Origin of the sequence: Arthrobacter sp. TWP1-1, from assembly GCF_049897845.1 — a bacterium.
In the GTDB taxonomy this organism is placed as follows: Bacteria; Actinomycetota; Actinomycetes; order Actinomycetales; family Micrococcaceae; genus Specibacter.
In genome coordinates, this window is record NZ_JAFCXC010000003.1 from 333,468 (window position 1) to 347,092 (window position 13,625).

The following is a 13,625-nucleotide window of genomic DNA, read 5'->3' on the forward strand; positions in this document are numbered from 1 at the left end:
ATTCTATGCCACGGCGCTGACACCCAGCCCGTCGCCACGGCGGGCGCCAATGTCGCGGCGCGTACCAAAGTCAAGGTCACACAAATCTCCGCGCCAAGCCCCTGCCAGCCCCTCGAACAAGCTCACGTAAACACTGGGTGAACAATTGTTTCAGTGAATTGATTTTCATGGACATAGTGTTCATGGCCACGTACGCTACTTTTTGTGAGTACAACCACGCCAGCCCATCTGGCCGCAGAACAACCCCTCCCACTACTGATTCTTGATTTTGATGGCACCGTCTGCCTTGGCGACGGCCCAGTTCTTGCCTACGCCGAGGCAATCGCCAACCAAATGCCGGAAGCAGTCCAAAAGGTACTTCATGACGGACTGGCTTCCTTTCTGGCTGAAGACCCAAACGCACCCACTTACAAGGACGGCTACGCAGCGGTTGCAGCCCTCGCAGAAGGCTATACAGATCCTGCTGGTCGCCATCATGCCTATCTAGCAAGCCGGCAGCGCCTAGCTGACGGGACAGTAGAAATCAGTGCACCGGATGGTTTGGCCAGCTTCCTGGACAGCCTGGCGGGTATTGCGTTCAGGGTCCTGTTGACCAATGCGCCACTGGTCGGCGTGCAAGAATCCCTGTCCAAACTTGGCTTGTCCGATTCCGTGGACCTGATCATCCCCGATGCCCGCAAACCCGCGGGATTCACAGATCTGATTCCCATCCTCCTGGCAAACAAGGCCGCCCACGAGTTGCTCAGCGTTGGCGACGTCTGGATCAACGACATCGATCTGCCAGCCCGCGAGGGCTGCGCCACCGCCTTCATTGACCGATTCGAACACCGTACCGGAGCTGCCAGCCTGACCGCCCCGCGGTTTGAACTGCTGTATGACGCAATATCCGACTGGGCTCACGATCCAGCCGCTTTTATTTCCACCCATCCCAGCACGTCCACTCTCCTTTCAGAAAAGGCACCACAGTGATCAAGTTCCGTTTCAAACTCGCAGCCTTGAGCGCATTGGCACTGACCGGCACGCTTGCGCTTTCCTCCTGCGGCGTCAGCCAGGACGCGGCAGATTCTTCCTCAGGCGGGGCAAATTCGGCAGTCGCGTGTACCGGCACCAACGATTCCTCCGCCGCTGCCCCCACCAAATTGACGCTTGCACTCGTTCCTTCAGGTGATGCCAAAAAGCTTGTTGACACCGTCAAGCCCCTTGAGGATGCCCTGACTAGCCGTTTGGGCATTCCCGTCACCGGCGTCATCACCGCCGATTACCAGGCTGCGGTTGAGGCCATCGGCGCCAACCAGGCCCAGATTGGCATGCTCCCTTCGCTGCAGATGAGCCAGGCCTGCGACAAGTATGGCGCCGCACCTGCCCTGCAGACGGTCCGCAAGAACAAGTCGAGCTACGCCGCACAAATGTTTACCAACAACCCGGATAAGTTCTGCTCCGATACGCCCTCTGAGGGACCCAACGGCATGCTGTATTGCAACGGGACAGCATCCGGTAATGGCCCCGCCGGGCTGGACTCGGTTGCAAAAATCAAGGGCGCCACGGTGGCGATGCTCTCTCCTGCCTCCCCGGCAGGGTACATCTTCCCCGTGGCCGCTATGAAGGCCGCCGGGGTGGCTGTCGAGGACGTTTCTCCCATCAAGGTGACGGCCAATGACGCCTCTGTTCTTGCCGTTTACAAGGGCGATGCCGAGGTTGGCTTCAGCTACTGGGATGCTCGTGAGGTGGTTGCCAAGGACAACCCGGATGTCGGCAGCAAGGTGGTCGTCTTCGCCCTGACAGATGAAGTCCCCAACGACGGTATGTCCATCTCCAGCAAGCTCAGCTCGGACTGGCAGAAGAAGATCAGCGACGCAATGCTCGACTTCGCGGACACCCCCGAGGGCGTCAAGGCCCTGACGGCCATCTACCAAATCACCGGCATGAAGCTGGCGGACCCGGATAGCCTGCGTACCACTCAGGAAGCGGCCCACTCCATCGGCCTCGGCTGATACCGCCGGACAGCCAAAACACAGCACCAAACAGCAACGTCGCTGTCCCGCCCCTCGACCAATTCTTCGACGGGCGGGACACGCTGGCGCTACAGCAAAAGAAAGCAGATCCCATGGAGAACACCGGGGCGGATATCCGCTTTAACGATGTCTGCGTGACCTATCCCAACGGCTTCACCGGCCTAAAAAACATCAACTTGAGCGTTCCAGCCGGTGAAATGGTCGGGATTGTGGGCCTCTCCGGAGCCGGCAAATCAACGCTGGTACGCTCCATAAACGGACTCGTCCCCATCACCAGCGGCAGCATCACCGTGGGAGCACATCAGCTCAACGGGCGCGGAGCCCCGCAGCTTCGTGGCAAGGATCTGCGTGAGTTGCGTTCCAATGTTGGCATGGTTTTCCAGAGTTTCAACCTTGCCAAGCGCACCACCGTCATCAACAACGTCCTGATGGGCAGACTGTATCACTCGCCTGCTTGGCGCACCTTGCTGGGCGCCTGGAAGAACGACGACGTCGAGCTCGCCATGGCGGCCTTGGAACGGGTCGAGATTGTGCCCAAGGCCTACGAAAAGGCCTCCAGCCTCTCGGGTGGGCAGCAACAACGCGTGGCCATTGCCCGCACCTTGGCACAACGACCCAAGGTCATCTTGGCCGACGAACCCGTGGCCTCCCTCGACCCGCCCACCTCTCACGTGGTGATGCGCGATCTGCAGCGCATCAACGCCGAATTGGGGATCACGGTTGTAGTTAACCTGCACTTTCTGGACTTGGCCCGTCGCTACAGCGACAGGCTGATCGGGCTTCGTTCCGGGGAAGTCGTCTTTGATGGTGCCGGGGCCGACGCTGATGAGTCGGTCTTTGAGAACATTTACGGTCGGTCGCTGACAGCCGAAGATGTCCTCGGCAGCAAGGCCGAACTGTGAGTAACCCCGTAGTAATGAAAATCGGGCGTCCTGCTAAGCCGCGCCATGGCGCCAAGTCCGCTGCCGCCGTCGTACTTCTTGTGGCCCTCACCATCTGGGCGGGGATCGGCGTGCAGGTTGACGTGCCGGCGATCGCGGCCAACTGGCGCAACGCCACCACCAACATTGTCCAGTTACTGCAGCCCGATTACGGTTTTTTCCCGAAGACCATTCCGGCACTCCTGGAGACGCTGCAGATGGCCGTGATCGCTACGGCCACCGGTTCGGCAATTTCGCTTCCTCTGGCATTTTTGGCCTCGCGGGCCACCAATCCCAAGCTGGGACTGCTGGCAGGTGTGCGGTTCGTGATGAACATGATCCGCAGCGTTCCCGACATCTTGTTTGCCGCAATTCTTGTGGCCGTGGTGGGTGTAGGCGCACTCTCGGGCATCATGGCTCTGGTGCTATTCAATATTGGCATCATCGTGAAGCTGGTTTCGGAATCCCTAGACGGTGAGGACGCCGGCGCGCAGGAAGCCGCACTTGCGGCTGGAGCTAGTTGGCCCAAGGCCAACCGGGCTGCCATGCTGCCCCAGATCCTACCCAGCTTTGCATCTCAGGTTTTGTACACCTTCGAGCTGAACATCCGCGCCTCAACCGTCATCGGGCTGGTGGGTGCCGGCGGCCTTGGCATCTTGATCGACAACGTCCGTAGCTTCTTCAGGTACCACGAGCTGTCCCTGATCATTCTGGAGATCCTGGTGCTGGTCTTGGTGCTTGAATCGGTGTCCTCCTGGCTGCGAAAGAAGTTGGTATAGCGTGGCGAGCACACTTGCCCAGAAGCAGCACCCCGCCCGTCCGGTCAAACCAACGTCGAGGCTGCGCACCACGCTGTGGCTGGTGGTCAGCCTGATCATCGTTGCCGCATTTTGGTCCGTCAAGATCAAGTGGTCGACCCTGACGGATTTCCCGTCCCAACTGATCAAATACATTGACCTGATGCTGTTCCCGCCGGATTGGAGCAAACTTGGTGAAGCCTTCAAGGCCACCATTCTGTCCGTCCAAATGGCATGGATTGGCACCATCTTGGGCATTATCATCTCCTTTCCCTTGAGCTTTCTGGCCTCCAAGGGCCTGGCTCCGCGTGTTGTCAATACTCCCCTGCGCCTGATCTTTGCGGTGATCCGCGCCGTGCCTGAGGTGGTCATCGCGATTTTGATCCTCTCGGTCACCGGCCTCACGCCGTTCACCGGCGCTCTGGCGCTGGCGGTTGGCTCGATTGGCACCTTGGGTAAGTGGGGGTATGAGGCCTTCGAAGGAGTGGATCCCGGCCCCAAGGAGGCCGTCCGCTCAACCGGCGGCGGAACCCTGGCACTGATCCGCTGGGGCGTCTGGCCCTCCGCGGCCCCCGAGGTTCTTTCCTTCTGGCTGTACCGCTTTGAAATCAATGTGCGTGCCTCGGCGATCCTGGGGCTCATCGGCGCCGGCGGTATCGGCAAGATGCTCCAAGACAATGTGCAATTCCGCAACTGGGATGCCGTGGGCATGCTGCTCATCGTGGTTGTTGTGGTCACGATGGCGATCGATCAAGTCTCCGGGCTCGTCCGCAACAAGCTGGTCCACGGCACATGGCGGGCCCCTAGGCTGGCTTCATGACAACGCTGCGTATCCTCCACCTCAGCGATACCCATCTCATGGACGGCGGCGCACTCCACGAGGGCACCGTCGACACCGTGGCCGCATACCGCCACACACTTGAGGCGTTTGAGAACGTAGGTCCGCTGGATCTTGTGGTGGTGTCCGGGGACGCGTCCGACGACGGGTCCCCGGCTTCGTACCGCACCCTGCGTTCGCTGACGGAAGACTTTGCCAGCCGGCACCGTGCCGTGGCGATTTACGCTATGGGCAACCACGATCAACGAGGCGGCTTCCGCGCGGTGCTCGGCACGGGCCACCCCGGCTCTGAGGTGGAGAGATCAGCTGCTGAACCTTCTGCCATACCGGACGCGCCCATTGTTGGCGTGAGCGAGGTCGCCGGATACCGGATCATCACCCTGGATAGCTCCGTTCCTGACCGCACCCACGGCCACGTTGATGCCGCCCAACTGGCGTGGCTACAATCAGAGCTGTCAACGAATCATGGGTACGGCAGCGTGGTAGTGATCCACCACCCGCCTGTTGAGCCGGTTACTCCCCTGCACCACGGGATCGAGCTGATCAACGCCGCCGAGTTGGCAGCTGCTCTGGCCGGAACGGACACCGTGGCCATTCTCAGCGGCCATTACCACCACCATCTGAGCGATGTTCTTGCCACCGAATCCGGAAGCATTCCGGTGGTTGTAACCTCCGGCATCGTCAATTCCAATGACGTGCTGGCCAGTCCCGGCCATGAGCGGGCGGTCGCGGGAAGCGGCGGCACCCTCGTCACGATCAGTGCGCTCTCCGCCACGGAACCTTCCCGGCAAGGTACTGTGGCCCGGGTGCGAACGCTGCCATTCCGCTTCCACCTGCCCAAGGATGTCAGCCCGGACGTTGTTTTCGATCTGGGTGGCGCAATCGTCGCCAGCATTTCGAAGAGGATTGCCGCCACACCGGCAGAACGTGTCGCTACGGAAAGCACACCACCCACATATTTCCCCGCCGCATCCCCGGCGCCCCGATGAAAGGCCAACCAGTGACTGAGCATGCCCCGGGCCAGGTCGTCGCCCATATCCGTTCGTCCCGGCCGTCCCTGCTACCCGCGGAACAGGCCGTGGCTGCCGTGTTCCTTGAGCACACCCAGCAAATCGTGGAGCTCTCGTCTCAGCAAGTGGCTGAGTTGGCCGGGGCCTCACGGGCCACAGTGGTGCGCACCTGCCAGAGTCTTGGCTACTCCGGATACCAACAGCTACGAGTCTTGTTGGCCCGTGACGCCGGGTATGCCAATACCGACCAGCGCCCCAGGGTTGTGGGTGCTGCCGGCATGGTGGCCGATGCCTTCGTCCAGGTGGGCAACGCAGTGACGACCATGGCCGCCCTTTTGGATCCGGCCGCAGTGACCGGGTCGGTGCAGGCCATCGCGGCGGCCGGGCGGATGCTGGTGGTGGGCAACGGGCTATCCGCCCCTCTAGCCGCGGATATGGCCGCCAGGCTGAGCGCCATTGGCCGGCCCGCGGAATCCCCGCTGGATGTGATCGGCCAACAGATCGCCGCTAGACTGCTTTCCCCGTCGGATCTACTACTGATCATCAGCGGTAGCGGGGCCAACAGCTCGACACTCCGCGTGGCGCAGGCAGCCAAGGATGCCGGTGCCACGCTAGTGGTCATCACGGCGTTCGCACGTTCGCCCTTGGCCGCCATGGCAGATTTTTCCTTGGTTGTGGGCATGGGGGATCTTAGTTTCCGCGAAGAGGTCACGGTCACGAGCAGAATCCCGCAAACCATACTCATGGAGGGACTCATCGCGGCACTCACCGAGGAATTGGGTGAAAAGGCTGCATCCGCCAAGGCATTGGCGCTGGAAGTCATCAGCGGAAATCTTGATGAATAGCACCCCAGAACAGGAGGTAGGATGTCCTCATGACTAATGCGCCGTACCGCCTTGCCCGTGTCCGCCCCCTCGATGCTGAACGAGCAGGCGCAGTCGCCTCTCCTCTGCCCGAACAATTCTTCGTACGCAACGATGCCGCCGATTTTGAGAGCCCGGAGGGCCAGGTTTGGACTGTCGTTGAAACCCCGTTCCCGACATCACCGGCCAACCAGAACAGCGCCACCCGCGAGGGCTGGGTACTCGGCGCGACCGTCACACAGGAGCAGTTCGCGTTCCTGGCACCGTGTGCCCCCGTCAATGTCTTCGGAATGGCCCACAACACCGGAGCCTCCGGCCGCGCGCTTCCCCCGCAGGCGTTCCACAAAGCCGCCAGCTCGGTGGTTGGCCCCGGCGACGCGATCGTCCTAAGCCCCACGGTTGGTTACGTCGACCCCGAAGCTGAGCTGACCGTCGTCGTGGGTCAGGCCGCACGCAATCTGACTCTGGAAAATGCTCGCGAGGCGATCCTGGGCTTCACGATTGGCAACGACGTCTCCGCCCGTGACGCGCAAAAGACCGACGAGCTGTGGATCAGTGCCAAGAGCCCCGACACGTTTACCCCCATTGGCCCGTGGATTGTTGCGGGCCTGAAGGACGACGGCGTGGCCATCAGCATTGTGCACAACGGCACCGAACTGGCTCCCGCCACGAGCAACGATCTTGGCTGGGGCGTCGAGGAGATCCTTGTGTACCTCAGCGGTTTCATGACCTTGCAGCCCGGCGATGTCATCCTGACCGGCTTCCCGGCCGAGTGCCGCCAGCTCACCCCCGGCGATGAGGTCATCTGCCGCGTGGGCGGTATTGGCGAGCTGCGCAATCCCGTGGTCGCCGGCGTCTAATCCGTTGGTTCTTGGCTGACAGTTGCGGCACCCATGTTTTGGTGCCGCCAACTGTCAGCCAACTCTCATGCCGTGCATTGGGTTTTTGTACCGTTTAGCTGGCAGGATTGGTCTCCTATGGCAACAGCAGCGCCCCCAAATTCAGCCCCCGTGAACCCCGCTTCCACAGATGCGGACCGCGGGGTCTTTGCTGCACCCCTGGCTTGGTTGCGCAAGAAGCCGGCGCTGCTGGCTCAGTTGCGCGGATTCGCTCGTGTCGCAGTGGTCTGCACAGTAATTTCCATGGCTATTTTTGCTGCCCTCCGCCCCTCGGTGGGCACCCAATGGGCCAACACAATTTCACTGGTGCTGTGCTCGATCTTGAACACCGACCTGAATCGCCGCATGAGCTTTGGCTTGCGCACCCGGCACATGTGGTGGCGTGACCAACAGCGTGGGATCGGGGTTATGCTCCTGGCGCTGGCCATCACCACCGGCAGCCTGTGGGTCCTGCACCATGTTTCCCCCGGCGCCTCGATCGGCGTGGAATTGGTGGTCATCGTGTTGGGTAACGTGGCCTCCGCGGTGACCCGTTTTGTGCTGTTGCGGTATTGGGTGTTCCGCCGAGTCCGCCACGGGGTCAGCACAAACTCGAGCGCCGCCGCACCTAGCGACGGCACCCCGCTGAGTTAATCGGTAGACGCTGCTAGCTGCTGTGCTCGTAGGTGAGGCAGTCGGCGTTATCCGCGCCGGGCCCTACCCGGACCGAGGAAGCGCCGCACATGAGGTTTTCGTTGTGCGAGCATTCCGAGCGCTGGCAGGCTCCTACGGAAGCCAAGACTTTCGGCAATCCGCCGTGAACGCCGGTGTCGATGAAGGTGGCGCACTGGGCGTGATCAGCGTTTCCGCCGATCGTAATGCCGGCGGCACCGCAATGGGTGTGATCGTTAAAAGAGCAGTTGGCAACGGCACATTCGGTGACTGGAACTGTGACTGTCATGGCGTTCTCCCTTGTGCTGAATCCGGCCCCTGTGACCCGATTTCTCTCACAGTACGCCCAATAGCCGCTACCCAATTAGTGCAAATTTTCTGGAGCTATTTCCCACCCAGCCGGAGCATTCTGCCTACGGCGGCGGTGAGTTCAAGGCCTGCCGAAGTGAGTTGGGCTTGGGTGACATCGGCGGGAAAACTGAATCTCAGTGCGGTTTGTGCCACGACGCGGTCAATCCCCATGGCGCTGAGTACGGCCGACGGTTCGTCTGAACCTGCCGCACAGGCGGATCCCGAAGAACAGATGATGTCCCTGCGCTCCAGCTCAAGCAGCACCGATTCCCCGCTGGTTCCCGGGAAGCAAAATGACGCCACATTCGGCAGCCTCCGGGTCCGGTGACCGGTCAGCATGGCGGCCGGAACAGTGGTCAGGACATGCTCAATAAAGCTTTCACGCAACGCCGTGACGCGTTCGACGGCGGCGCCCCGGCCTGCTTCCTGCAAGCCTATTGCGGTGGCCAAGGCAACGGCGAAGGCCACGTTTTCCGTGCCTGAGCGGGCCCCGCGTTCCTGTCCGCCGCCATGGATCAACGGCTCATAACGAGTTCCGGAGCGTACATAGAGCAGTCCGACACCCTTGGGCGCACCCATCTTATGACCGGAAATGCTGAGTGCGTCTACGCCCAGCTCGCGCACATCCAAGGAAAGCCAACCCGCAGCCTGGACAGCGTCGGTGTGCAGCGGAACCCCTGCCGCCCGAGCCAAAAGAGCAAGTGCGGGAATGTCCTGGACCGTACCCACCTCGTTATTGGCGTACATGACGGAGGCAACCGCAACACCACCAGTCCCCACCATCGCTGCGAAAACGGCAGGATCCACAAGCCCGTTGGCATCAACTGGCACGACGTCCACCACGAAGCCATGAACCCGGTGCAAATAGTTCGCCGATTCCAGCACGGCCGGATGCTCCACTGCGCTGATCAACACCCGATTGAGGGCCGGATCCTCGGCCTGGCGCGCCAAAGCGATCCCCTTCAGCGCGAGGTTGTCGGCCTCCGTGCCGCCGGAGGTGAAGACGAGCTCCTCGGCATGGGCGCCTAACACCGCGGCGCACCGCTCCCTGGCGTCGGCAAGGGCGGTCGCCGCCAGTTCGCCAAGTTCATGGTGACTGGAAGGGTTGCCGAACTGGTTGGTCAGGAAAGGGAACATGGCCTCGATGACCTCCCGCCGGACCGGGGTGGTGGCGGCCGCGTCGAGGAAGATCACAACGGGTGACTCAGCTCAATATCGAGTCCAAGGTCAAGGGCCCGGACGCTGTGCGTGAGTGCACCCACCGAGATAATGTCAACGCCGGTCTTTGCGATGGCCGCAATAGTCTGCAGATTCACGTTGCCGCTGGCTTCCACCAATGCACGGCCGTTCACGAGTGCGACACCCTCAACCAGCTGTTCGTTCGTGAAGTTGTCCAGCATGATGGTGTCCACGCCGGCGGCCAGCACCGGTTCGATCTGTGCCAGGGAATCCACCTCAACCTCGAAGTGCACCGTGTGGGGCAGCTGGGCCCGCACACCTGCGAGCGCAGCCGTCAGCTTGGCCGGATCTCCGCCGGTGAGCACAGCCAGGTGATTGTCTTTTGCCAGTACGGCGTCCGAGAGCGAGAACCGGTGGTTGTGCCCGCCACCGCACCGCACCGCGTAGCGCTCCAGAATGCGCAGCCCGGGCGTCGTCTTCCGGGTGTCGGTGACCCTTGCTCCGGTGCCGGCAATCAGCTCGGCATAGAGCGCCGTCTGGGTGGCAATGGCACTCATGCGTTGGGTGAGATTCAACGCGATCCGCTCCGCCGTGAGCACCCCGCGTGCCAAGCCGCTGACGCTCATGATCTTGTCCCCCGCGACGAAGGTGGCGCCGTCGGCAATGAATTGCTCCACGTGCGATGCGGGATCCTGCATTTTCATGGCAGCCTCGAAGACGGCACCGCCGGAGAAGGTACCGGGCTCCCGCGCCACGAGCCATGCCGTTGCAGTTGCCGCCGCGGGCAGGAGCGTGGCCGAGGTGATATCGCCATACGGGGCATCCTCCGCAAACGCCCGGCGCAGAATCTCGGCGACGGCGGGCTCCGGCAAGGTGGGTGCCGGAAGGGTTGGTGCGGCAGTATTCAGGACAGGTGCGACGGCGTTCATACTGTTTCGCTTTCACGCTGGTTTTGGGCGGTGGCAAGGTGTGTGACGGACTGGTTTAGCACGTTGGGGTTGATCCAAAAGTTAGATTCCCGAACGGCCTTTGCATCTTGGGCAACCGGGCCCTGGGGAAAATCTTCACGGAAGTGTGCGCCTACGGAGTTCTCCCGGGCCAGTGCAGCGTGGACCAGCAGGCTGGCCACCAGACGGAGGTTTTCATCCTCGGCGTCTTGGCGGCAGCTGGGCAGGCTCGACTCCTGGGCAACGGGGCCGGCGTCGTAATTCGGGTCGCCAAAGAAATCGGGCTCGAGGAACGGCTCCGCCAACGCCTCTGCAGCCCGCTGCAAGCCAGCCGCGTCGCGGCCAACGCCGGCATGGTGGCTCATCAGCTGCCTCAGTGAGTGTCGAGATTGCGCCTGTCGGGATTCAGCTTGCCCCGAGTCCGTGTTTCGCTCCATCGTCGGCTGCGATTGAGCCACACCGGAGAGAGGGCGAGGCTCGATCTCCAGCGCGGGCCAGTCGCCCGATCCGCCGGAGGCTGCCCCTTCGGCGAAGGCAGCCGCATCCGCAAATGCTGTGACGGCCCGGCGGCTGAACACCAATCCCTCCAGCAGGGAGTTGGAGGCCAAGCGGTTTGCCCCGTGGACACCTGTGCAGGCAACCTCCCCCGCGGCGTAGAGGCCTGGGACGGAGGTCCTGCCCAGGAGGTCGGTGGCCACACCACCCATCCAGTAGTGGGCGGCAGGTGTAACGGGCAGCCATTCGCGGGTCCAATCGAAACCCAGGGCGGAGGTGGCAGCATCGATCGTGGGGAAACGCCTAGCCAGGTACCCAGCACCGTGGGATTCCTCGACGCCTGTTGCATCAAGATAAACGCACGCGGAATCCTCTGCATCAGCAGTTGTGGCTAGATGAGCCGCAATGCTGCGGGAGACCACGTCACGCGGGGCCAGATCACCTTCTGGGTGGTAGCGCGGCATGAAGCGATCGCCCTTGGCGTCGCGCAGCACGGCACCCGCGCCGCGCACGGCCTCGGAGATCAAGAAGTTCCCGCCAAGGGCCAGCGCAGTGGGGTGGAACTGGAAGTACTCCATATCCCCCACGATTGCGCCCGCACGCCAGGCGAGGGCAACGCCGTCGCCCGTGGCAACCGCCGGGTTGGTGGTGAACTCAAATAGTTGCCCGGCACCTCCCGAGGCAAGAAGGACCGCATCTGCCAGCAACGTTCGCCGTTCGTCGCCCGCGTCTCGATACGCCGCCCCGGCGATGACTGCGCGAGCCGGGGTCCCGGCGTCGTCCGATTCTGTGGGCGCGGTCAACAGCTCGGTCACGAAACAGTGTTCCATGACCGTGATGAGCCCCAGCCGGGCGGCGCTCCGTACAGCCGCGATCAGGCCGTCGGCAATGACAGCGCCGGTGGCATCCCCGCCGGCATGCAGGATCCGCGCGGCCGAATGGGCTCCCTCCAGCCCGAGTGCCCGTTTGCCGCTGGCGGGGTCCTGGTCAAAGGTGACGCCGAAGCGCTCTAGGGCGGTGATGTCGGAGGCCGCCTCGGAGCACAGGATCCGCACGGCCGCAGGATCGCACTGCCCGGCGCCTGCCTTGAGGGTGTCGGCGATATGCGCTTCGACAGTATCGCCCGGTGCGGCATCGTCCGGACCCAGGACGGCGCAGATGCCACCCTGGGCGCGGTGAGTGTTGCTCTGTGCCAGCTCGCCCTTGGTCATAAGAGTGACGCGCATCCCGGATTCCGCGGCCAAGAGCGCACCGTAGAGCCCGGCGATGCCGCTGCCCACAACAATTAGGTGCGAGTTATCGCTACGCATGAACGATGTTCTTGGGCTTGGCAGCCAGCATCCGTTCCAACGCAATGCGCGCGTTGACGGCTGTGGCTTCCGGGACGGTGATTTGGTTGTACACCTCACCGGCCACCAGACCTTCCAAGATCCAGGCGAGGTATCCGGGGTGGATTCGGTACATGGTGGAGCACGGGCAGATGACCGGGTCAAGGCAGAAGATGGTGTGCTGCGGGTATTGGGCCGCAAGCCTGTTGACCATGTTGATCTCGGTGCCAATGGCGAAGGTGCTGCCGTCCGGGGCCGCCTGGATGGCTTTGAGAATGAAGTCTGTAGAGCCGGCCTCGTCGGCGGCGTCGACCACCTCCATGGGGCACTCGGGGTGCACGATCACGCGCACGCCTGGGAAGTCCACCCGCGCCTGCTCAATCTGCTTGACCGTGAAGCGCTTGTGCACGGAGCAGAAACCCTGCCACAACACCACTTTGGCATTTTCCATCACGTCTTGGCTGTTGCCGCCCAGTGGTAGTCGCGGGTTCCACAGCGGCATCTCCTCAAGCGAGACCCCCATGGCCTTGGCGGTGTTGCGGCCCAAATGCTGATCCGGGAAGAACAGCACGCGCTGACCTCGCTCAAAGGCCCATTCCAGCACCGTGGCCGCGTTGGAAGAGGTGCACACAATGCCACCGTGCTCGCCGCAGAACGCCTTGAGCGCCGCAGAGGAATTCATGTAGGTCACAGGGATCACGGGGACCCGGCCTTCGGCGTCCGGCTCCGTTCCGTACAAGGCTTCCAGTTCGGCCCAGCAGGCCTCAACGGAGGGCAGATCGGCCATGTCGGCCATGGAACATCCCGCAGCGAGGTTCGGCAGGATCACGCTCTGGTGGCTGCCGGAAAGCATGTCCGCCGTCTCGGCCATGAAGTGCACCCCGCAAAAAACAATCGCCTCAGCTTTGTCACGCGTCTTGGCCGCGTTGGCCAGCTGGAAGGAATCCCCCACGAAGTCGGCAAACTTGACCACCTCATCGCGCTGGTAAAAGTGCCCCAGCACGACGACGCGTTCCCCCAGTTCAGCCTTGGCGGCGAGGATGCGGGACTCAAGTTCGGCGCCGGACGCGTCCTTGTACTCCTGCGGCAACTGGCCCTGCCGCGGCGTGGCTGCCGGGGCGACGTCCTCGTCAGAGGCGCCGGGCCCATAACCGGGGGTGCCGGCCAGCGCCTCCGCCAGATCAAATTCCCAGGGCCCCTTGGCCAGATCGTCGTCACAACTTTCCTGCGCACGGCCGGGCACGCCAAGCGGAAGTGCTTGCTCGCGGGTGATGAGCTGGATGGTGGTGTTCACGGATGACATGGTGTGCTCCAAAATGTGAGGCAGTTTTCGTT

General features: G+C 62.5%; 15 protein-coding genes. 9 read left to right on the forward strand and 6 right to left on the reverse strand.

Going from position 1 to position 13,625, the window contains the following annotated elements; genetic code table 11:
• Positions 1-3 precede the first annotated feature (3 nt).
• Entirely contained in the window at positions 4-126 is a 123-nt protein-coding gene (locus ACP7B9_RS07945; RefSeq protein WP_425862313.1) for a hypothetical protein, read from the reverse strand.
• Positions 127-204: 78 nt separating this feature from the next.
• Between ACP7B9_RS07945 and ACP7B9_RS07950 the strand changes: the two genes are divergently transcribed.
• From ACP7B9_RS07950 to ACP7B9_RS07990, 9 genes are all read left to right on the forward strand, one after another.
• On the forward strand, positions 205-969 hold the full coding sequence (locus ACP7B9_RS07950) for an HAD family hydrolase (protein WP_425862314.1): 765 nt from the start codon (positions 205-207) through the stop codon (positions 967-969).
• On the forward strand, positions 966-1,991 hold the full coding sequence (gene phnD, locus ACP7B9_RS07955) for a phosphate/phosphite/phosphonate ABC transporter substrate-binding protein (RefSeq protein ID WP_425862316.1): 1,026 nt from the start codon (positions 966-968) through the stop codon (positions 1,989-1,991). Before ACP7B9_RS07950 ends, phnD begins: the two co-directional genes overlap by 4 nt.
• Positions 1,992-2,104: 113 nt before the next feature.
• Positions 2,105-2,914: a phosphonate ABC transporter ATP-binding protein gene (phnC, locus tag ACP7B9_RS07960; RefSeq protein WP_425862317.1), complete on the forward strand. Its 810-nt coding sequence runs from the start codon at positions 2,105-2,107 to the stop codon at positions 2,912-2,914.
• Entirely contained in the window at positions 2,911-3,711 is an 801-nt protein-coding gene (phnE, locus tag ACP7B9_RS07965) for a phosphonate ABC transporter, permease protein PhnE (RefSeq protein WP_425862319.1), read from the forward strand. Before phnC ends, phnE (ACP7B9_RS07965) begins: the two co-directional genes overlap by 4 nt.
• 1 nt (position 3,712) lies before the next feature.
• On the forward strand, positions 3,713-4,549 hold the full coding sequence (gene phnE, locus ACP7B9_RS07970) for a phosphonate ABC transporter, permease protein PhnE (protein WP_425862321.1): 837 nt from the start codon (positions 3,713-3,715) through the stop codon (positions 4,547-4,549).
• Positions 4,546-5,556, forward strand: a complete 1,011-nt coding sequence (locus ACP7B9_RS07975) for a metallophosphoesterase (protein WP_425862323.1) — start codon at positions 4,546-4,548, stop codon at positions 5,554-5,556. The genes phnE (ACP7B9_RS07970) and ACP7B9_RS07975 overlap by 4 nt, the downstream gene beginning before the upstream one ends.
• A gap of 11 nt (positions 5,557-5,567) precedes the next feature.
• The gene (locus ACP7B9_RS07980) at positions 5,568-6,422 is read left to right on the forward strand and encodes a MurR/RpiR family transcriptional regulator (RefSeq protein WP_425862325.1); all 855 of its coding nucleotides are present in this window, start codon (positions 5,568-5,570) and stop codon (positions 6,420-6,422) included.
• Between the two features lie 29 nt (positions 6,423-6,451).
• The gene (locus ACP7B9_RS07985) at positions 6,452-7,300 is read left to right on the forward strand and encodes a fumarylacetoacetate hydrolase family protein (RefSeq protein WP_425862327.1); all 849 of its coding nucleotides are present in this window, start codon (positions 6,452-6,454) and stop codon (positions 7,298-7,300) included.
• A 150-nt stretch (positions 7,301-7,450) separates the two neighbouring features.
• Positions 7,451-7,972, forward strand: coding sequence for a GtrA family protein (locus ACP7B9_RS07990; RefSeq protein WP_425862328.1), 522 nt, complete (start codon positions 7,451-7,453; stop codon positions 7,970-7,972).
• A gap of 13 nt (positions 7,973-7,985) precedes the next feature.
• Here the strand turns inward: ACP7B9_RS07990 and ACP7B9_RS07995 are convergent, their stop codons facing one another.
• From ACP7B9_RS07995 to nadA, 5 genes are all read right to left on the reverse strand, one after another.
• Positions 7,986-8,279, reverse strand: a complete 294-nt coding sequence (locus tag ACP7B9_RS07995; RefSeq protein WP_425862330.1) for a DUF1540 domain-containing protein — start codon at positions 8,277-8,279, stop codon at positions 7,986-7,988.
• Positions 8,280-8,374: 95 nt separating this feature from the next.
• Entirely contained in the window at positions 8,375-9,535 is a 1,161-nt protein-coding gene (locus tag ACP7B9_RS08000) for a cysteine desulfurase family protein (protein ID WP_425862331.1), read from the reverse strand.
• Positions 9,532-10,449 (reverse strand): carboxylating nicotinate-nucleotide diphosphorylase, encoded by a 918-nt coding sequence (gene nadC / locus ACP7B9_RS08005; protein WP_425862333.1) that lies wholly within the window; start codon positions 10,447-10,449, stop codon positions 9,532-9,534. The genes ACP7B9_RS08000 and nadC overlap by 4 nt, the downstream gene beginning before the upstream one ends.
• Complete coding sequence (nadB, locus tag ACP7B9_RS08010) at positions 10,446-12,272, reverse strand: L-aspartate oxidase (RefSeq protein WP_425862335.1); 1,827 nt, start codon at positions 12,270-12,272, stop codon at positions 10,446-10,448. Before nadB ends, nadC begins: the two co-directional genes overlap by 4 nt.
• Positions 12,265-13,593, reverse strand: a complete 1,329-nt coding sequence (gene nadA / locus ACP7B9_RS08015) for a quinolinate synthase NadA (protein ID WP_425862337.1) — start codon at positions 13,591-13,593, stop codon at positions 12,265-12,267. Before nadA ends, nadB begins: the two co-directional genes overlap by 8 nt.
• Between the last annotated feature and the right edge of the window lie 32 nt (positions 13,594-13,625).

Excerpts from the sequence above, each read along its gene's own strand:
- phnC (WP_425862317.1), top strand. The coding sequence starts at position 2,105 with ATGGAGAACACCGGGGCGGATATCCGCTTTAACGATGTCTGCGTGACC.
- ACP7B9_RS07975 (WP_425862323.1), top strand. The coding sequence starts at position 4,546 with ATGACAACGCTGCGTATCCTCCACCTCAGCGATACCCATCTCATGGAC.
- ACP7B9_RS07985 (WP_425862327.1), top strand. The coding sequence starts at position 6,452 with ATGACTAATGCGCCGTACCGCCTTGCCCGTGTCCGCCCCCTCGATGCT.
- ACP7B9_RS07995 (WP_425862330.1), bottom strand. The coding sequence starts at position 8,279 with ATGACAGTCACAGTTCCAGTCACCGAATGTGCCGTTGCCAACTGCTCT.
- nadC (WP_425862333.1), bottom strand. The coding sequence starts at position 10,449 with ATGAACGCCGTCGCACCTGTCCTGAATACTGCCGCACCAACCCTTCCG.
- nadB (WP_425862335.1), bottom strand. The coding sequence starts at position 12,272 with ATGCGTAGCGATAACTCGCACCTAATTGTTGTGGGCAGCGGCATCGCC.
- nadA (WP_425862337.1), bottom strand. The coding sequence starts at position 13,593 with ATGTCATCCGTGAACACCACCATCCAGCTCATCACCCGCGAGCAAGCA.